Here is an 18,060-nt window from a genome sequence, read left to right on the forward strand (position 1 = left end):
CCTTCGAACGGGTCATCCGTGCAGCTTCATGGACTGCATGATGACGGCGGACATCTCCTCGACGCTCTTGGCCGAGGAGTTGATGAAGGGCACGCGGGTGCGGCGGAACAGCTCCTCGGCGCGGCGCAACTCGAGAGTGCACTGCGCGATGCTCGCGTACCGGGAGTTCGGCCGGCGCTCGTGGCGCACCTGGCTCAGGCGCAGCGGCGTCGTGGTCAGGCCGAAGCAGCGCTCGCGGTAGGGCGCCACCATCGGCGGCAGCCCGTCGGTGGGGAAGTCGTCGTCGGTGAGCGGGTAGTTGGCCACGAGCAGTCCGTGATGCAGGGCGAGGTACATCGTCGTGGGGGTCTTGCCGCACCGCGACGGCGCGACGATGATGACGTCGGCGATCTCGAGGGCGCGCTCACTCTGGCCGTCATCGTGTTCGATCGCGTACTCCACGGCCCGCATCCGGGCGAAGTACCGCTCCACGTTGCCCAGGCCGTGGTACTGGCCGGGTTGCTCGGATGCGGTCACCCCGAGCGCCTGCTCGAGATCGGTCAGATGATCGCTCAGCAGATCGATGGTGGTGCCGGGGGCCGCGTGGAACACCGCCTTCACGGACGGGCTGCGCAGCGTCGTGAACACCAGGGGGACGGGCCCCGTCTCGGCGGCGGCCCGGATGTCGCCGACGACGCGCTGAGCCTTCGCGACGCTGTCGACGAACGGCACGGTCTCGCGCGCGAAGGTCACGCCGGGGAAGTTCGCCAGTAGTGCACTGCCCAGCGTCTCGGCGGTGACCCCGGTGCTGTCGGAGACGAAGAAGACAGCACGCGGATGCGGCGAAGGCGCGTCATCCGTCGTCGTCATACCCTGACGCTACGAGAAGAAGTCGATCCCTCCCGGCTCGCTGGCCTCGAAAAAAAGGCGGAAATTGACGGCTGAGCAAGGGGAGCGTCTGCCTCGCGGTCGGGCGAGGGCGTGCCTGCAACCTGCCGTCGAGTCAAGGCCCTGCCCGGCGCCGGCAGACGGGGCGTAGACCGGTGCGATCGGCGCCGACGGTGCGTCGTCGGACAGGAGCTATGCCATGGCACGACCGCGCCCTCCTGCACAGGCAGGGCATCGATCCGGGCGAGATCGCCGAGCGCATCAACTCGGCGCCGTGAGGGGGACACGGCAATGACGATCCCGCGGCTACGAACGATGGATGACTCGCTTCGGCTCCTTCGCGACGGCTACCTCTACGGCGGACGAGGGTTCCGACACGTCGGCGCCGACGAGTTCCACACGCGCCTCCTCGGCCGTCCCGTCACCGTGATGCGCGGGCTCGACGCGGCACGTTTCTTCTACGAGGAGAGCCGTTTCGACCGGTCGCCAGGGGCGGTGCCCCGCTCGGCGGTGCGTCTGCTGCAGGACGACCGAAGCGTCCAGACCCTGGAGGGTCGCGCCCACCAGGAGCGGAAGGCGCTCATGCTGTCCGCGCTGGCAGGCTCCGACGGTCTCGTCGCGGCCTTCCGCGAGCAGTGGGTATCGCGCGCGGAAGCATCGCGCGGCGAGGTCAGCCTGCTGGACTTCGCCTCTCAGGTGCTGTGGTGCGCGGCGGCGGAGTGGGCTGGCGTAGACGAACGCGCCATCCGCGTGACCGAGCTGACGTCGATGATCGACAACGCCGGCGTTGTGGGGCCGCCGAACTGGATCGCCCGAGCGCGGCGCGCGAAGACGGAGCAGACTGTCGGCGACATCATCCGCGAGCTCCGGCGCACGCCCGAGATCGCCCTCCCGGCCAGCCGGATCGCTCATCACCGGGAGGATGGTCGGCTTCTCCCGGTCCAGGTCGCCGCCGTGGAACTGCTCAACCTCCTTCGTCCCGTCGTCGCCGTCGCCCGGTTCGTCGTCTTCGCCGCGTACGCACTCGACCGCCAGCCTGATGCGGCCCACGGGGCACACGACCCGCGCGGAGCGAGGGCGTTCGCCAACGAGGTCCGCCGGTTCTTTCCCTTCTTTCCGATGATCGGAGGGCATGCCACCCAGCCCGTGGAGTGGAAGGGGGAGGAGCTGTCAGCGGGTGCCTGGGTGATGCTGGACCTGTACGGGACAGACCACCATCCGCTGCAATGGCAGTCTCCGTCCCGGTTCGATCCCGGACGATTCCGCGGCAACACCCCGGCCGTTGTGGCGCAGGGATTCGGAGACGACGTCGCCACGCACCACTGCCCCGGGGAACCCGCGACGAACGATCTCATCAGCGCGGCAGTCGGGCTTCTCCTCGACGGCCCGCCGTATCACGTACCCGAGCAGGATCTCCGGATCAGTCTGCGCCGCTTCCCTGCTGCCCCGCGCGACGGGTTTCGGATCGAATTCCTCCTCTAGAGCCCCTCCGCGCCCTATGGGGGCACCCCGAGGTCGTCCCCGCGCTCATCCTGTGAGTTCGTCCATCGCGCGCAGATGCCGGTAGGCACCCTTGAAGTAGAGCAGCGGCTCGTGCCTGTGCCACTCCGGCGGGCTCATGGCCACGACCCGCCCGAGGACGATGAGGTGGTCGCCGGCCTCGTACTCGGCCCACAGCTCACAATCGACCCACATCAGGGTGTCCGCGATGAGGGGGTTCCCCGACGGTGCCGGAGCCCAGCGGACACCTGCCCACTTGTCGGTGCCCCGGCGGGCGAACTGGCTGGAGATCCCGTCCTGATCGTGAGCGAGGACGTTGACCGCGAACCTGCCGTCGACCGCGATGCGCGGGTAGGTGGTCGACTCCTTCATCACCGTGAACGAGACCAGCGGCGGATCGAGCGAGACCGACGAGAACGACTGGCAGGTGAAGCCGACGGGCTCCCCGTTGTGGATGCCCGAGACGATCGTGATGCCGGATGCGTAGTGGCCCAGCGTGTCACGGAATTGCCGGGGGTCGAACGCCGTGGGTGTGATGGCGGACTGCGACATGTGTGTTCCTCCTTCTTCGTCGTGTCGCAATCGGTTCAGGAGCGAACGGATGTCGCGATCCGTCCCACCCGGGTCATGTTCGCCGCGTACTCGGCGGCGGCGGCCGTCACGACCTCGTCGACTCTCTCGAGTTGGCTGAGCGCGAGGTAGAAGCCGCGGCCGGGCACCGTCGCGCCCAGCTCCACCAGAAGGGGCGCGAGCGTGAACGTCGGACCCATCGCGTGAGTGAAGTCCGCCCCGGTGTGCACCGGGATCGCCGTCACGCCGGCCAGGCCGTTCGCGGGGTAGCGGTCCAGGAACGCCTTGAGAAGACCCGTGTAGGTCGCCTTGTAGGTGGGGGAGGCGAACACCGCCAGGTCGCTGTCGGCGACCTGGGTGTTCAGCTGCGCCATCTTCTCGGAGGGCCAGGCGAAGATCTCGTCGGTGTGCTCGGCGAGGTCGATGACGGATGCCTCGTAGGTCCCCGGCTCCAGGAGCTTCTCGACGAGGAGCTCGGCGATCTTGCGCGTGCGGGATGCAGGCTTGGGGTTGCCCACCACGATCGAGACCCTCAGCGACATGTATTACTCACTTCCGTACCGATTGACAGGAATCGGAAGAGTCGCTGCCCACACCGGTACCGGGACGTGGAGCAAACGACATCTCCACACGCCCCGGGGTCTTGTGGCCCAGTGCGCCCGCAACGGCTTACGCTGCACCACCATTGTGCACACGCTTGTGTTTCGGTCGCGTAAACCGCTTCTCACAGTCCCCGCATCTGCATCTGCTCGGGCCAGGCGGTGAGCCGCGCGTGTTGCCCGGGGTGATACCGACGGCTAGGTTGTCCATGCTCACGCCCACGGTCGTCAACTCGTTGCCGAGGAGGTTGTCATCGGCCGCCCGAATCGCCCCATCCTCAGTCGGAAGCTCATCGCCGACACCGCGCTTGCGCTCATCGACCGTCATGGTGCGGATGGGCTCGGCATACGGCAGGTGGCAAGCAAGCTCGGCGTGAACCCGGCATCGCTCTACAACCACGTGCCGAACCGGGCGGCGATGATCGAGGATGTTCGCGCGATTGTCTCGGCGAGCATCGACTTCCGCCCGTTGCGCGAGCTGCCGTGGGAAGAGGGTCTTGTGGCCTGGGCGCGCTCGTACCGCCGTGCGTTCGCCCGCCACCCCAAGGCGATCCCACTGCTCATGACCACTCGCGCATCAGCGCCGGTTCTTCTCGCCGGGTATGAGGACTTCACCATCGCGGCCCAGGCGGCCGGGTGGGCGCAGCGGGATGTCCTTCCGCTGCTGACGGCGTTCGAGTCCTTCATCCTGGGGAGTGTCCTGGACATGTCAGGGCCGAGCGTGGTCTTCGATCCGACCGGGCAGGAGTCCGACGTCCCGCGCTTCGCCGCGGCATACGCCACGCTCGCCACCGAGAACCCCGACGACCCTCTTGCCACTCGGGCGTTCGAGCTGGGGTGGCGGATGCTGGTCGCCTCGGCACGACCCCGGTAGCGTCGCGGCCTCACAGGTCCGCGCAGTGGCGCGTGAGCCAGACGGTCAACCTTTCGCTCGCCGATTCGATGACCTCCAGGATCAACGGCGGCGTGGCCGACGGATGCGGCGTCGGTGAGGAGGTCGGTGACGGCGATCGAGGAGACGCTGCCGCGGATGTCGGGGTGGGGGCTGCGGCATCCGTGCGAGGGAGCTCTCGAACCGCGTCTTCGACCGAGCGATAAGTCGGGCGCAAGTCGGCGGGTGCGAGTTCCCGCATCTCAGCGAGTTCATCCAGAATCGCCTCCGCCCCGCCCTCGCTCAGCCCGATCTCGGCGGTCCCCTCGATGGTCTGGAGCGTGATCAGGTCGTCGGCGATCGCCGTGCAGGCCTGCGACAGGCTGTCGTAGCCACCGGGCCCCGAGGTCGGCGTCGGGGTCGCTGTGGCAGAGGCCGACGCGGTCGAGGGCGGGGTCGCCGATCCGGTGCACCCTGCAAGACCCGCCATGACGGCAAGAGCGGCCAGCACCGCCGCGGCGCGCGTAGGCTCGATGATGTGCGCGGGCGGATGCCGGAAGAGTCGGCGCCTGCTGCGCGCGCTCATCCGGTGACCTCCCCGGCGAGGCAGCGCGGAGTGCGCGCCCTCGTCATCGCGCTGCGGTCGGCGGCGCTGATCACGACGGCCTGGGCCCTCATCTCGCGCGCCGACTGCGTCTTTGCCACCACCTGTCGAGCCACCAATCTGCTGAGCTACTTCACCGTTCAATCGAACATCGCTTTCGTGCTGTTGACCACCCTCCTGATCATCTGGACGGCGATGGGTCGCGCCGAGACATCCTGGCTGACGACGGTTCGCGCGATCGTGACAAGCTACCTGGTCATCTCCGGCGTGACCTTCGCCATCCTGATGGAGACCGCGGGCCTGCGAGAACTCTCCTTTCTCGTGCCGCTGTCGTCGAAGGTGCTGCACTTCGTGGTTCCGGTGTACGCGGTGATCGATTTCGCTGTGTTCCCGGGGCGGCGTCGCGTGCCCCTTCATCGGGCCCTCTGGGCACTGCTGTACCCGCTCGCGTACAGCATTCTGATCACTGCGCGGGGCAGGTCGCTCAACTGGTACCCGTACGTCTTCTTCGACCCCGAGTGGGTCGGCGGGTATGCCGGGGTGCTCGCGTATGCGGCAGTGTTGGCGGCCGCCCTGGTCGCGGTCGCCGCTCTGCTCGTGCTCGTCACCCGCTTGCCGACGCCGGCACAACCACGGCCTGTGCGCGGATCGGCACGTCCCGGGCCGTCGCGCCGTGCCGGGATGCCCCGTGATCGCCCAGGGGGCTGACCCCGACGGATCGGCGTGCAAGACTGGCCTGCTATGGGCATCCTCGCGACGGTGGTCAACGTCTTCGTCGACGAAGCGGGTGAGCACGGCAACCCGCTCGGGATCGTGTGGGCCTCACGGGCGACGCGCGGCCGCGAGCAGGAGATCGCCGCAGACCTCGGGTTCAGCGAAACGGTGTTCATCGACGAGGTCGACGGCCGCACCGTGCGCGCCCGAATCTTCACCCCGAAACAGGAACTACCCTTCGCCGGACACCCGACGGTGGGCCTCGCGGCGTGGCTGCGGGCGGCGGGCGACGATATCCGCCACGTCACTGTTCCGGCCGGCTCGGCGCGGGTGCGTGCCGATGGGGACCTCACCTGGATCAGTGCCCAGGTCGCGTGGGCCCCCGAGTTCGAGATCGAACAGCTCGATTCGCCCGCCGAAGTCGACGCCGTCGATCCGGATGCCTACACCGAGGGAATGCACTACGTCTGGGCCTGGCTCGACGAGGAGGAGGGGCGCGTGCGTACGCGGATGTTCGCCCCGGGACTCGGCATCCGCACTGACGAAGCAACCGGATCCGCGGCGATCCGGCTCACCGCTGCGCTCGGACGCGACCTGAGGATCGAGCAGGGTGCCGGGTCGCAGCTGTTCACGCATCGCCGAAACCTCGGTCGCGAGGTCGAGGTCGGCGGACGCACCACGGCGGGCCGCGACGTCGAGCTGGCCTGAACGGTCTCGGAACGGCCAGCCCGATGAGGCGTCAGTAGAGCTGGAACAGCTGCGAGGCGATCGCGCCCAGGTCGGCGTTGGCCTGGAGGACGGCCTGCACCTGGTCTATGGGCACGTCATTGACGAACACCGCGAATGCGAGGCGCCGGCCGGACGCGGCCTCCAGATAGCCCGCGAGCGCCTTGGTCTCGAGGACGTAGGGTGTGTCGGTTCCCGGGCCCACGAGTGTGCCCGTCTTGGCGTGCGCGGAACCGATCGCGGGGTCCCCATCGGGCAGGACGTTCGCGAGGGACCCGTCGACACCGAGGATCGGGGTGGAACCGAGGAACGTCTCGAACCAGGGGGCTTTCGTGACGAACGCGAGGTAGGTGGTCATCGCCGCCGGGGTGATGCGGTTTCCCGGCAGCCCCTGACCATCGGTGATCACGACGTCATCCGGGCCGAGCCCTGCATCCGCGAGAACGCCCATCTGCCGTGCGAGACCGGCCGCCAGGGTTCGCTCGCCCGCGTGTGCCGCGAGGAGCAGCGGTAGTTGATTCGCCCCGAGATTGTGGCTGACCTTGTTGATCAGGCGCGCGGTTTCCGAGAACGGCGGCGAGGTGAACGCCGCGACCGGGGTTGCGGCGTCGAGGTCGTCCATCGGTGGAAGCGCACTCGAGCTCGGTGACCGCGGGTCAGCCTCGACGGCGACCCCTGCCCGGCTCAGCGCCTCGATGAACAGCGTCCGGGCCCACGCCGCGGGGTCGGGAACCTGATACGTCTGCACCACCGGATCGACGCCCACGGGGATCGTCCCTGCGGCGGTGAGGATGCCGTCCTCCTCCGTGATCGTCACATCGAACCCGCTGTCGGCATCCGCTGTGCTCACCCGGTTGTCGAGGGAGTAGGCGGAGGTCTGGGGTCGCCAGCTCGCGGTCGTGGGATCGCCGACCGCCGCACCCGGCGTGATGACGATGTCGATGAGGTTGTCGTTGACCACGATCGGGGAGATCGGCACACCGTCCAAGACGGGGGGATCCCAGAGTCGGTCGTCGACGAGGACCTCCCCCTCGATGGCACGGATGCCTGATGCTGCGACCTGCCGCGCGAGATCGTCGAGACCCGCCAAAGGGTCCTCGGGCGTCAGGGTTGCAAGGCCGGGGAGGACGTTCGCGTCGTAGTGGTCGAAGATCGGCACGTCGATCGTCCCGTCGACGCTCGTTCGGCCCCCGAGGGTGAGGTCTCCGGACCCGCGCAGAACGAGGTCTCCCTCGAGGATGCCTTCCGTGACCTGGCCGACGGCGAAGACGGGGGTGGTGAATGTCGCGTCGGCACCCAGCAGGTCGAGGGCTGCGGTGACGGACAGGATCTTCGCGGTGGACCCCGTGAGGAACTGTTCGTCGGAGTTGAGGGCGATGAGGGTCTCGCCGCTGTCGATGTCGATCACCGACATCCCCCAGCTGCCGCCCTCGTAGGTGGGTTGGTCCATGATGGCCGCGATGGTCGGGGGTACATCAGAATCGGCGACAGGCGGGGAGACGGTGCAGGAGACCAATCCCGCTGAGAGGCCGACGACCGCTGCCACCGCCACCGTTCGTCGGGTGCGACGGAGCATGAGGCAGAGTCTAGCGAGCCACCCCTCCCGTCTCCGCCCTCCCGGAGTTCGGGGGAGGTACGCTTTACATGTACTAAGACATGGAAAGCGTCGGAGGGAGGCGTGGATGAGCATGATGCGCGGAGGCTTCGGCGGCGGGCTCACTCGAGGAGCCGACGAGCGAACGCAACGGGCGCGTAACGCGGAGGCGCCGCACATCCCGCACCTCGGTCGCCGCATCATCGCCCTGTTCGCCCCGTACCGCGGTCGGCTGATCGTCACCGCGTTCCTTGTCGTGCTGAGCGCGGCGCTCGGTGTCGTTCCCGCACTTCTGGTCGAGCAGGTGTTCGATGTCGCGCTGTTCCCGCCCTCCGGCGCCCCTGACATCCCACTGCTCGTGGAGCTGGTGGCCCTCATGGTCGGGCTGTTCGTGGCATCCGCCGGCCTGAACGTCGTGCAGACGTGGCTGACCTCATCTGTGGGAAACCGCGTGACCGGCGACCTGCGGGTGGGGCTGTTCCGCCATCTGCAGTCGATGGAGCTCGCCTTCTTCACGCGCACCAAGACGGGCGTCATCCAGTCCCGGCTCCAAAACGACGTGGGCGGCGTCGCGAGCGTCCTCACCAACACCTTCACGTCCATCCTCGGGAACACCGTCACCGTCGCCGCGTCGCTGGTCGCGATGATCATCATCGACTGGCGGCTCACGCTCGTCGCGGTGGTCATGCTGCCCGTCCTCGTGGTGATCCAGCGCCGTGTCGGCCAGGTGCGGGCTCGTATAGCCGCCCAAGCTCAGGAGTCGCTCTCCGCGCTCACCGCGATGACACAGGAATCACTCTCGGTGTCGGGAATCATGCTGACCAGCTCGTTCAACCGATCCGAGTATGAGACTGCCCGCTACGCCGACGAGACCCGCCGGCAGGTCTCGCTGCAGATCCGTCAGGCCATGAGCGGACAGGGATTCTTCGCTGTTGTCGGCGTGATCATGTCGGCTGTTCCAGCCATCATCTATCTGCTGGCCGGAGTGTTCATCACCGGGGGCGTCGACATCACGGCAGGCGCGATCGTGGCCTTCACCGCCGTGCAGGCGCGTCTGCTCTTCCCGCTGACGGCGCTCATGCGCGTCGCGCTCGACGTCCAGACGTCGATGGCGCTGTTCGCCCGCATCTTCGAGTATCTCGATCTGACTCCCGCGATCGTCGATGCTCCGGGCGCCATCACGGTCGCGGAAGCTCCCGGACCGATCGGCAGAGTCGAGTTCCGGGGCGTGTCCTTTCGGTACCCGGGCTCGGGGACGGAGGCCCAGACCCTGCACGATGTCTCCTTCGTCGCCGAACCCGGTCAGCACGTCGCCTTCGTCGGATCCAGTGGCGCCGGCAAGACGACGATCCTCTACCTCGCTCCGCGCATGTACGAGGCGTCTTCTGGGGCGGTGCTCTTCGCCGGCGCTGACGTCCGAGAGCTGCAGCGCGCGTCCCTGCTCGAGAGCGTCGGGATCGTGTCGCAGGAGACCTACCTGTTCCACGCGTCGATTCGGGAGAACCTGCTCTACGCGAAGCCGGATGCCTCACTCGACGAGATCGAGCAGGCCTGCCGGGGTGCCCATATCCACCATGTCATCGAGGCCTTCCCCGAGGGGTACGACACGATCGTGGGCGAACGAGGGTACCGCCTCTCGGGCGGGGAGAAGCAGCGCATCGCGATCGCGCGGGTGCTGCTGAAGAACCCGCCCGTGCTGCTGCTGGACGAAGCGACCAGCGCTTTGGACACCGTGTCGGAGCGGGCCGTGCAGCAGGCGCTGGACACTGCTGCTCGGGGGCGGACCACCCTCACGATCGCACACCGCATCTCGACGATCGTCAGTGCGGATGTGATCCATGTCGTGGAGGCCGGTCGCATCGTGGAGAGCGGGACACATGCCGACCTGCTCGCAGCAGGAGGCTCGTACGCCCGGCTCGTCGCCCACCAGCAGGAGGCTGCGCTGTCGTCGCTGTAAGGATCGTCTCGGCCGCGCCGCGCCGCGCCGCGCGGCGAGGTTCCCTCGACGCTTGCCGTCGCGGATGCCCGCTGGGATGCTGGGATCGCGTGAGCTCCCGTATCCGCGGGCCGCGCGTGAAGGGAAGACCATGGCCGCCAGGTTCGACTTGGACACGACGACTCTCGGGCAGCTGCTCGATGACCCCGAGGCGCGGGCCGTCATCGAGGAGCTGGTGCCGGAGCTGCCCGGTCATCCGATGATCGGGATGGCCAAGGGGATGCCGGTGAACACCGTCCTCTCCTTTGCGGGCGGGCAGATCGACCCGCAGCTGGTCGCCACGCTCAAGGAACGCATCGCCGCGCTCTGAGCGGTGTCCACTGGCGCCGCATGTGCCGCCGCCGCTGTCACCGAAGCGGCGCAGCACTACGCTGAGGGCCCATGAGCGATGTCACCCAGCCGGCGCGCCCGGCCGGTGTGCGCGAGGTCGCCCGTCTGGCGGGGGTGTCGACCCAGACGGTCTCGCGGGTCATCAATGACTACCCCCACATCCGTCCCGAGACGCGGATCCGCGTGCTCGACGCGATGCGCGTCCTCGACTACCGGGTCAACAACGCCGCTCGGGCGCTGGGGACCGCGTCGACGCGCACGATCGGTGTCATTGCCACGGATGCCACGCTCTACGGCCCCACCGTGGGGATCACCGCGCTCGCGGAGGCAGCGCGGGAGGCTGGTCGCTGGATCGCCACGGCGTACGCGGATGCCAGCGACCCCGCCGCGATCGACAGCGCGGTCGCCCACGTTCTGGCTCAGGGCATCGACGGTCTCGTGCTCGTCGCGCCGCATGCGCGGATGGTTTCCCTGCTTCGCGAGCGCGCGCTGGGCGTGCCGGTGGCCGCGTTGCACGCTGACGAGGGTGCGGCAGCGCAGCACGAAGGGGCGGCTCTGGCAGCGAGGCATCTGCTCGACCGCGGTCATCGCAGGATCGGGCGACTGGGAGGCCCGGTCGACTGGCTCGAAGAGGCAGCGCGCGCCGAGGGGGCAGTTGCCGCGCTCGAGCGGGCCGGTACAGCGCTGTCCCACCAATGGCGCGGTGACTGGTCGGCGCGATCAGGTGCCGCGGTGGCGCGGGAGGTCGCTGCGGCGGTGCGCGCGGGCGAACTGACGGCTGTCCTGGCCGCGAACGACCAGATGGCGCTCGGTCTCATGGCCGGGCTCGCCGAGGAGGGCATCCGGATCCCCGACGAGCTCGCCGTCGTCGGGTTCGACGACAACCCGGATGCTGCCTTCTATTCGCCCGCGCTGACGAGCGTGCGCGTCGATGTGCTCGGCGATGCGCGTCGTTGTGTGGCGCATGTGCTGGGCTCGGCCCGTCCCGCCGCGCCCAGGCACGCGTCGGGGCGGGAGGGTGCCCCCCGCCTCGTCGCTCGCGCCTCCAGCGAGCCCGGTCGGGGATAGGCCTTTCCCGGTCTACTCCGGCGGACTGGTGCGTCCGATGTGTTACCGGTAACATTCCCAGGGAGCCTGGTCGGCGCATCGACGCGCGGCGACGAGGGCGTCTCGGAGGGAAAGCAGCCATGACCGAACTCGACAATGACCTCGCCGCCGCGATCACGCGTGTACGGGCCGACGTCGCACGGCTGCACAGCGAGCTCGTCCGCTACGGACTTGTCGTCTGGACCGGCGGCAACGTCTCGGGCCGCGTCCCCGGCGCCGACCTGTTCGTGATCAAGCCGTCGGGCGTCTCGTACGATGACCTCGCCCCCGAGAACATGATCCTCTGCGACCTCGACGGCAACGTCGTGCCCGGAAGCGAGGGCAGCGAGCGCTCGCCCTCCAGCGACACCGCCGCTCACGCCTACGTGTACCGCCACATGCCCGAGGTCGGCGGTGTTGTGCACACCCACTCGACCTACGCCGTCGCGTGGGCCGCGCGCGGCGAGGAGATCCCCTGCGTCATCACCGCGATGGCCGATGAGTTCGGTGGACCCATCCCCGTGGGTCCCTTCGCGATCATCGGAGACGACTCGATCGGCCGTGGCATCGTCGAGACGCTGCGCGGTCACCGCTCGCGCGGCGTGCTGATGCAGAACCACGGCCCCTTCACGATCGGATCGAGCGCGAAGGATGCCGTCAAGGCAGCCGTCATGCTCGAGGATGTCGCCCGCACCGTGCACATCGCGCGGCAGGCGGGACCCGTGATCCCGATTCCCCAGGAGGCGATCGACAGTCTCTACAACCGATATCAGAACGTGTATGGCCAAGCGACGGATGACCGTCGATGAGCGCTCTGGACACCGCATCGGCCCGCGATGCCATCGCCGCGGGACGCGCGAGCCTGGGGATCGAGCTCGGCTCTACGCGCATCAAGGCCTGTCTTGTCGCTGCCAACGGCGCCGTGCTCGCCGTCGGCAGCCACGAGTGGGAGAACAGCTTCGTCGACCGGATGTGGACCTACCCTCTCGACGAGGTCTGGGCGGGCCTCCGCGCTGCCTACGCGGCACTGGCCACCGCGGTGCGAGAGCGCTACGACGTCGCGCTCGAGTCTTTGGCGAGTGCGGGCGTTTCGGCGATGATGCACGGTTACCTGGCCTTCGACGCGCGCGGCGAGCTCCTCGTTCCCTTCCGCACCTGGCGCAATACCACGACAGGTGCCGCCGCCGAGGAGCTCAGCGAGCTCTTCGGGGTCAACATCCCGCTGCGTTGGTCGATCGCCCACTATCGGCAGGCGATGCGCGACGCCGAGCCGCATGTGGCTCGCATCCATCGGCTGACGACGCTCGCCGGGTACGTGCACGAGGCGCTCACCGGTCGTGACGTTCTGGGGGTGGGGGATGCCTCCGGGATGTTCCCGATCGATCCCGCCACCGGCAGCTACGACGCGGAACTCGTCGCGCGGTTCGATGCCCTTGCCGGGGATACTGCCCCGCGACCCTTGCTCGAGCTGCTGCCCGAAGTGCTCACGGCCGGCGCGGACGCGGGGGAACTCACGCCCGCAGGCGCCGCGTTGCTCGATCCGGCGGGCGCGCTTCGACCCGGGGCGGTGTTCTGTCCACCCGAGGGCGATGCGGGGACGGGGATGGTCGCGACCGGCGCCGTCGCTCCCCGCACCGGCAATGTCAGCGCCGGCACGAGCATCTTCGCCATGATCGTGCTCGAGCGTCCGCTGTCCGCTCCCCACGACGAACTCGACATCGTCACGACTCCGGCGGGAGACCCCGTCGCCATGGTGCACTGCAACAACGGAGCGTCCGAGCTTGCCGCGTGGGTCGGGGTCTTCCAGCGCTTCGCCGACCTCATCGGCTCGCCGTTGCCGCCGGATGTCGTCTACCAGGCGCTGTTCACCGAAGCGCTTGCTGCCTCTCCGGATGCCGGTGGCATCCTGTCGTACAACCACCTCTCGGGAGAGCCGATCGCCGGCCTGGAGGAGGGACGCCCCCTCGTCCTGCGGACGCCGGACAGCGAGTTGACACTCGCGAACTTCCTGCGTTCGCAACTGTCCGGGGTGTTCGCCACGCTCAGCCTCGGCATGCGGGTGCTCGACGACGAGGGTGTCGAGGTCGACCGGATGCTGGCTCACGGCGGGATCTTCCGCACCGCCGGGGTGGCGCAGAAGGTGCTCGCGGCCGCCCTCGATGTCGCCGTGTCGGTCGAGCGCCGCGCCTCCGAGGGTGGAGCGTGGGGAATCGCCGTCCTCGCCGCCTACACCGCCGCCCGCCGCGGGGGCCAGACGGATGCCTCGCTACCCGACTACCTCAGTGAGGTCGTCTTCGCGGACGCCCAGTTCACGACCGTGCAGCCCGACCCTTCCGATGTCGCCGGCTACACCTCCTACCTCGAGCGCTACCGCGCGGGCCTCGCGGCCGAGCGTGCGGCAGTGACCGCCCTGTGATTCCCCCTTACCCCTCACCGAAGAAGGACCCCATGACTTCTCTTCACACGTTCGCCGCCCGCGAGGTCTGGTTCGTCACCGGCAGCCAGAACCTCTATGGGGAAGAGACCCTCCGCCAGGTCGCCGAGCAATCGAAGGCCGTCGTCGCCGGTCTCGACGGACTGCCGATCCGCGTCGTGTGGAAGCCCGTCCTCAAGGATGCCGACAGCATCCGCCGTCTCGCGCTCGACGTGAACGCGCGCGACGAGGTCATCGGGATCATCGCGTGGATGCACACCTTCAGCCCCGCCAAGATGTGGATCGGTGGGCTCGAGGCGCTGCAGAAGCCCCTGCTGCACCTGCACACGCAGGCCAACGTCGAGCTTCCCTGGGCGGAGATCGACTTCGACTTCATGAACCTCAACCAGGCTGCGCACGGCGACCGCGAGTTCGGGTACATCCAGACCCGGCTCGGGGTGCCCCGCAAGACCGTCGTCGGTCACGTCTCGAACCCCGCCGTGCGCGACCAGATCGAGACGTGGCAGCGTGCTGCGGCGGGCCTTGCCGCCATCCGCAGCCTCAAACTCGCGCGATTCGGTGACAACATGCGCTACGTCGCAGTCACCGAGGGCGACAAGACCGAGGCCGAGATCCGCTTCGGTGTGCAGGTCAACACGTGGGGTGTCAATGAGCTCGCCGACGCCGTCGCGGCGGCATCCGACACCGCGGTGGATGCCCTCATCGACGAGTACGAGGAACTCTACGACGTCGTTCCCGAGCTGCGTCGCGGTGGCGAGCGCCACCAGTCGCTGCGCGACGGTGCGGCGATCGAGGTCGGGCTGCGGTCGTTCCTCGAGGCCGGCGGCTTCGGGGCGTTCACCACGAGCTTCGAAGACCTCGGCGCCCTGAAGCAGCTCCCGGGTCTGGCAGTGCAGCGCCTCATGGCCGAGGGCTACGGTTTCGGCGCCGAGGGCGACTGGAAGACCGCGATCCTCGTGCACGTCGCCAGCGTCATGGGCGAGGGGCTGCCCGGGGGAGCGAGTCTCATGGAGGACTACACGTACGACCTCGTCGCCGGAGACGAGAAGATCCTCGGCGCGCACATGCTCGAGGTCGCCCCGACCCTGTCGAGTCAGAAGGCGAGCCTCGAGATCCACCCGCTCGGCATCGGCGGTAAGGACGACCCGGTGCGCTTGGTCTTCACGGCCGACCCCGGCCCCGCCGTCGTGGTCGCCATGAGCGACATGCGCGACCGGTTCCGTCTGGTCGCCAACGTCGTCGAGAACGTCGCTGCGCCCGATCTTCCCCGACTCCCCGTCGGACGCGCCGTGTGGAAGCCCGCCCCCGACTTCGCGACCTCGGCCGCGTGCTGGCTCACGGCGGGGGCTGCTCACCACACCGTCATGTCGACCGCGGTCGGGATCGACGTCTTCCGTGACTTCGCGGAGATGGCCCAGACCGAGCTCCTCGTCATCGACGAGGACACGACGGTGCGCGGCTTCCAGAAGGAAGTCCGCTGGAACCAGGCGTACTACCGCCTTGCGCAGGGCCTGTGAGCGGCGCGGAGACCGGTGAGCTCGCCGTCGGGCAGACTGGGGACATGAGCGTCGAATCCGCAGCGGTGGTTCCCGCATCCGGGGTGCAGCACACGATCACCGCCGGCGACTACGAAGCGACGATCGCGAGTGTGGGCGCGACCCTTCGCACCCTGACCTATCGCGGACGCGATCTGGTCGTGCCGTTCGAGGCCGACACGGTGCGCCCCTTCTTCCGCGGCGCGACCCTCGCGCCGTGGCCCAATCGGATCGTGGATGGGCGCTACGAGTTCCGTGGGCGGCCGTACGAGGTGGCTCTCACCGAGCCCAGTCGCCAGCAGGCACTGCATGGCCTGGCATCCTGGTTGGACTTCTCGCCGGTGGAGAGCGCCGACAGCTGGATCACTCTGAGTGCGACGATCCAACCGCAGCAGGGCTACCCCTGGCGCATCCGGGTCGACACCACGTTCGCGCTCGGTGCCGATGGACTCACCCAGCGGGTCACGGCGACCAACCTCAGTCGCGATTTCGCGCCGTGGGGAACCGGACCGCATCCGTATCTCGTGGCTCCGCACGGGGAACTCGACGAATGGTCGCTCACGCTCCCCGCCGCGCACGTGCTCACCGTGACGCCCGATCGGCTTTCGCCCGTCGGCCTGCAGCCGGTCACCGCGGATGCCGAGCGATTCGACTTCCGCGAGGCCCGAACGATCGGTGCCGTGAAGATCGACCATGCCTACACGGACCTGGTGCGGGACCGTGACGGGCTCGTCACGGTGAGGGTGGCTGACGCGCAGGGCGCGGGGGCCTCGATCACGTGGGATTCGCGGTGCCCATGGGTGCAGATCCACACCGCCGACCAGCCCGGCGGCGCAGGCGCGCCCGGTCACCGCGCGGGACTTGCGGTCGAGCCGATGACGTGCGCGCCGGATGCCTTCAATGACGGCCGCTACCCCTTCGATACCGGGCTCGCGGTGATCGCACCGGCCGACTCCCACAAGGCATCCTGGCGGATCTCGGCGCTTTCCTGAGAGTTCGCTGGAAGCCGAGACGGCTTTCCCTCTAGGCTGTGGCTCATGCTTGCAGCTTCCATCACCGATCAGGCCAGTCTCGCGTCCGCCTGGACGTCATCGATCATCGGCCTCGCGTTCTACGTCGTCATTGCGGTCGCACTGTGGCGCGTCTTCACCAAGGCGGGTTGGCCCGGCATCCTCGCCATCATCCCGATCGTCAACCTCTTCATCCTGGTGAAGATCGCCGGCTACTCGGCGTGGCTGGGTCTGCTCTACTTCATCCCGATCGCCAACCTGATCCTGATGATCATCGTCGCCATCAAGGTCGGCGCGGCGTTCGGCAAGGGCGGCGCCTTCTCGTTCTTCTTGCTGTTCCTGCTGCCGTTCATCGGCTACCTCATCCTCGGCTTCGGCGACGCCCGCTACAGCAAGCCCGCCTGAGCTTCACACCCTCGATGCCGCAGGCCCCCGAGCGATCGGGGGCCTGCGGCGTTCGTCCGGGACGCTGGCGCCCGCCGCCCGATACCCTCTATCGAGGAGGTGGCGATGGGAAAGACCGCCGACGCGATCGCGGAGGGCGTCATCATCGCTATCGCGGCGGCCCGCCTCGCCATCCGCAACCGGATCCTCGTTGACGCGATCCGGCACGACGCGACCTTCTCGTTCGACGCTCTCAAACCGTTCGCGCGCCAGACTCTTGAGGCGCTCGCCGACGAGCAGTCCGCTGCAGCCGAGCGCGCCCGCGCGGACTGGCGGCGGGCATGGGGGCGGCAATCCGATCCGAGCGGCACGCACGACTATCGAGGGCGGGACTCCCGAAACCTGCGTCGGCGGGCACGGCAGTACACGGGCGTCGCGAAAGAACTCAGACTGCGCGCGACCGACGATGCAGCGCTGGAACAGCTGATCGCTCAGGCGCGCGATGCTGCGTGGGGCGATGTCGAGTCGAACCTTGAGCGGCGCCTGATCGTCGAGGCGATGAGACCAGACCTCGATCCCGATTACGGTGCCATGCGGGCGGCGCGCATGCAGTCGATCAGGCTCATCGATCTGCCCCGGCTCGCGTCGCATCAACGGCGATTCAGCACCCCTGCGGCGCGGGCGCCGATCACGGATGCCGACGACGCGGATCGTTCTCGGGACCTCGATCTGCCGGAAGCGGAATGACCCGCGGCGAGAACCGCCACGATTCGCTGTCAGGGGCATTCGTGGGGTAACCTGGACGCTGGTTTGCTCGCGAAAGCGCGCAGATCATGCGCCCGTAGCTCAATGGATAGAGCATCTGACTACGGATCAGAAGGTTAGGGGTTCGAGTCCCTTCGGGCGCGCGTCTGGTTGAGACAGGATGCGGTCCCTGAGTCTATTGCTCGGGGACCGCATCGTTTCGTTCCGGCTCACCTCGTTCAGGGAAGCTTGCCCCGTCGGGACAGGACCAGTGTGACGGTGCCGTAGCCGACCGCGAAGCCGCCGACCATCGTGAAGACGTGCAGGAACGACGGACCGCCCCAGATGTCGCCGAGCAGGCACAGGATGCCGACGATCAGCCCGCCGACGATCAGCCCGAGCGCAATGCCTTCTTGGTTCTTCATGCGCGAGAACGTAGTGAATCCGCGCTCTGAAGGCACCCCCCTTGCGTCTGGATCACGTCTGTGTCAGAGGA

At 68.4% G+C, this 18,060-nt stretch carries 19 protein-coding genes and 1 tRNA gene; 14 read left to right on the forward strand and 6 right to left on the reverse strand.

All coding sequences use genetic code 11. From position 1 onward, the window contains the following. Window positions 1-12: 12 nt before the first annotated feature. Window positions 13-849: a pyruvate, water dikinase regulatory protein gene (locus ACSGC5_RS00735; RefSeq protein WP_434968715.1), complete on the reverse strand. Its 837-nt coding sequence runs from the start codon at window positions 847-849 to the stop codon at window positions 13-15. Window positions 850-1,182: 333 nt separating this feature from the next. On the opposite strand from ACSGC5_RS00735, the gene ACSGC5_RS00740 reads away from it, so the two are divergent. Then, the gene (locus tag ACSGC5_RS00740) at window positions 1,183-2,349 is read left to right on the forward strand and encodes a cytochrome P450 (RefSeq protein ID WP_434968716.1); all 1,167 of its coding nucleotides are present in this window, start codon (window positions 1,183-1,185) and stop codon (window positions 2,347-2,349) included. Between the two features lie 45 nt (window positions 2,350-2,394). Here ACSGC5_RS00740 and ACSGC5_RS00745 read toward each other — a convergent pair whose 3' ends face one another. Both ACSGC5_RS00745 and ACSGC5_RS00750 read right to left on the reverse strand, forming a co-directional pair. Continuing rightward, window positions 2,395-2,919: a flavin reductase family protein gene (locus tag ACSGC5_RS00745; RefSeq protein ID WP_434968717.1), complete on the reverse strand. Its 525-nt coding sequence runs from the start codon at window positions 2,917-2,919 to the stop codon at window positions 2,395-2,397. 35 nt (window positions 2,920-2,954) lie between these two features. Continuing rightward, window positions 2,955-3,479: an NADPH-dependent FMN reductase gene (locus ACSGC5_RS00750; protein ID WP_434968718.1), complete on the reverse strand. Its 525-nt coding sequence runs from the start codon at window positions 3,477-3,479 to the stop codon at window positions 2,955-2,957. A gap of 349 nt (window positions 3,480-3,828) precedes the next feature. On the opposite strand from ACSGC5_RS00750, the gene ACSGC5_RS00755 reads away from it, so the two are divergent. Beyond that, the gene (locus ACSGC5_RS00755) at window positions 3,829-4,410 is read left to right on the forward strand and encodes a TetR/AcrR family transcriptional regulator C-terminal domain-containing protein (RefSeq protein ID WP_434968859.1); all 582 of its coding nucleotides are present in this window, start codon (window positions 3,829-3,831) and stop codon (window positions 4,408-4,410) included. Window positions 4,411-4,420: 10 nt separating this feature from the next. Here the strand turns inward: ACSGC5_RS00755 and ACSGC5_RS00760 are convergent, their stop codons facing one another. Next, window positions 4,421-4,993 (reverse strand): hypothetical protein, encoded by a 573-nt coding sequence (locus ACSGC5_RS00760; RefSeq protein ID WP_434968719.1) that lies wholly within the window; start codon window positions 4,991-4,993, stop codon window positions 4,421-4,423. A 3-nt stretch (window positions 4,994-4,996) separates the two neighbouring features. Between ACSGC5_RS00760 and ACSGC5_RS00765 the strand changes: the two genes are divergently transcribed. Both ACSGC5_RS00765 and ACSGC5_RS00770 read left to right on the forward strand, forming a co-directional pair. After that, window positions 4,997-5,719, forward strand: a complete 723-nt coding sequence (locus tag ACSGC5_RS00765; protein ID WP_434968720.1) for a Pr6Pr family membrane protein — start codon at window positions 4,997-4,999, stop codon at window positions 5,717-5,719. A 15-nt stretch (window positions 5,720-5,734) separates the two neighbouring features. Continuing rightward, a complete protein-coding gene (locus ACSGC5_RS00770) occupies window positions 5,735-6,433 on the forward strand; it encodes a PhzF family phenazine biosynthesis protein (RefSeq protein ID WP_434968721.1) in 699 nt (232 codons plus the stop codon). A gap of 31 nt (window positions 6,434-6,464) precedes the next feature. On the opposite strand, the gene dacB is transcribed toward ACSGC5_RS00770, so the two are convergent. After that, on the reverse strand, window positions 6,465-8,027 hold the full coding sequence (dacB, locus tag ACSGC5_RS00775; protein ID WP_434968722.1) for a D-alanyl-D-alanine carboxypeptidase/D-alanyl-D-alanine endopeptidase: 1,563 nt from the start codon (window positions 8,025-8,027) through the stop codon (window positions 6,465-6,467). 115 nt (window positions 8,028-8,142) lie between these two features. Between dacB and ACSGC5_RS00780 the strand changes: the two genes are divergently transcribed. The 10 genes from ACSGC5_RS00780 (at window position 8,143) to ACSGC5_RS00825 (ending at window position 17,728) form a co-directional block, all read left to right on the forward strand. Then, entirely contained in the window at window positions 8,143-10,002 is a 1,860-nt protein-coding gene (locus tag ACSGC5_RS00780; protein WP_434968860.1) for an ABC transporter ATP-binding protein, read from the forward strand. Between the two features lie 130 nt (window positions 10,003-10,132). Then, on the forward strand, window positions 10,133-10,351 hold the full coding sequence (locus ACSGC5_RS00785) for a hypothetical protein (RefSeq protein ID WP_434968723.1): 219 nt from the start codon (window positions 10,133-10,135) through the stop codon (window positions 10,349-10,351). A 71-nt stretch (window positions 10,352-10,422) separates the two neighbouring features. Further along, the gene (locus ACSGC5_RS00790; RefSeq protein WP_434968724.1) at window positions 10,423-11,439 is read left to right on the forward strand and encodes a LacI family DNA-binding transcriptional regulator; all 1,017 of its coding nucleotides are present in this window, start codon (window positions 10,423-10,425) and stop codon (window positions 11,437-11,439) included. A gap of 119 nt (window positions 11,440-11,558) precedes the next feature. Then, entirely contained in the window at window positions 11,559-12,266 is a 708-nt protein-coding gene (locus ACSGC5_RS00795) for an L-ribulose-5-phosphate 4-epimerase (RefSeq protein ID WP_434968725.1), read from the forward strand. Next, the gene (locus ACSGC5_RS00800; RefSeq protein WP_434968726.1) at window positions 12,263-13,873 is read left to right on the forward strand and encodes a xylulokinase; all 1,611 of its coding nucleotides are present in this window, start codon (window positions 12,263-12,265) and stop codon (window positions 13,871-13,873) included. The genes ACSGC5_RS00795 and ACSGC5_RS00800 overlap by 4 nt, the downstream gene beginning before the upstream one ends. Window positions 13,874-13,905: 32 nt before the next feature. Then, window positions 13,906-15,408, forward strand: coding sequence for an L-arabinose isomerase (gene araA, locus ACSGC5_RS00805; RefSeq protein WP_434968727.1), 1,503 nt, complete (start codon window positions 13,906-13,908; stop codon window positions 15,406-15,408). 44 nt (window positions 15,409-15,452) lie between these two features. Further along, the gene (locus ACSGC5_RS00810; protein ID WP_434968728.1) at window positions 15,453-16,418 is read left to right on the forward strand and encodes an aldose 1-epimerase family protein; all 966 of its coding nucleotides are present in this window, start codon (window positions 15,453-15,455) and stop codon (window positions 16,416-16,418) included. A gap of 45 nt (window positions 16,419-16,463) precedes the next feature. Then, window positions 16,464-16,841: a DUF5684 domain-containing protein gene (locus tag ACSGC5_RS00815; protein ID WP_434968729.1), complete on the forward strand. Its 378-nt coding sequence runs from the start codon at window positions 16,464-16,466 to the stop codon at window positions 16,839-16,841. Window positions 16,842-16,946: 105 nt separating this feature from the next. After that, window positions 16,947-17,567, forward strand: a complete 621-nt coding sequence (locus tag ACSGC5_RS00820) for an asparagine synthase (RefSeq protein ID WP_434968730.1) — start codon at window positions 16,947-16,949, stop codon at window positions 17,565-17,567. Window positions 17,568-17,655: 88 nt separating this feature from the next. Then, a tRNA-Arg gene (locus ACSGC5_RS00825) sits at window positions 17,656-17,728 on the forward strand. A 75-nt stretch (window positions 17,729-17,803) separates the two neighbouring features. Here ACSGC5_RS00825 and ACSGC5_RS00830 read toward each other — a convergent pair. Further along, complete coding sequence (locus ACSGC5_RS00830) at window positions 17,804-17,989, reverse strand: hypothetical protein (RefSeq protein ID WP_434968731.1); 186 nt, start codon at window positions 17,987-17,989, stop codon at window positions 17,804-17,806. Between the last annotated feature and the right edge of the window lie 71 nt (window positions 17,990-18,060).

The organism is Microbacterium sp. bgisy207, from assembly GCF_965345035.1.
Lineage (GTDB): Bacteria > Actinomycetota > Actinomycetes > Actinomycetales > Microbacteriaceae > Microbacterium.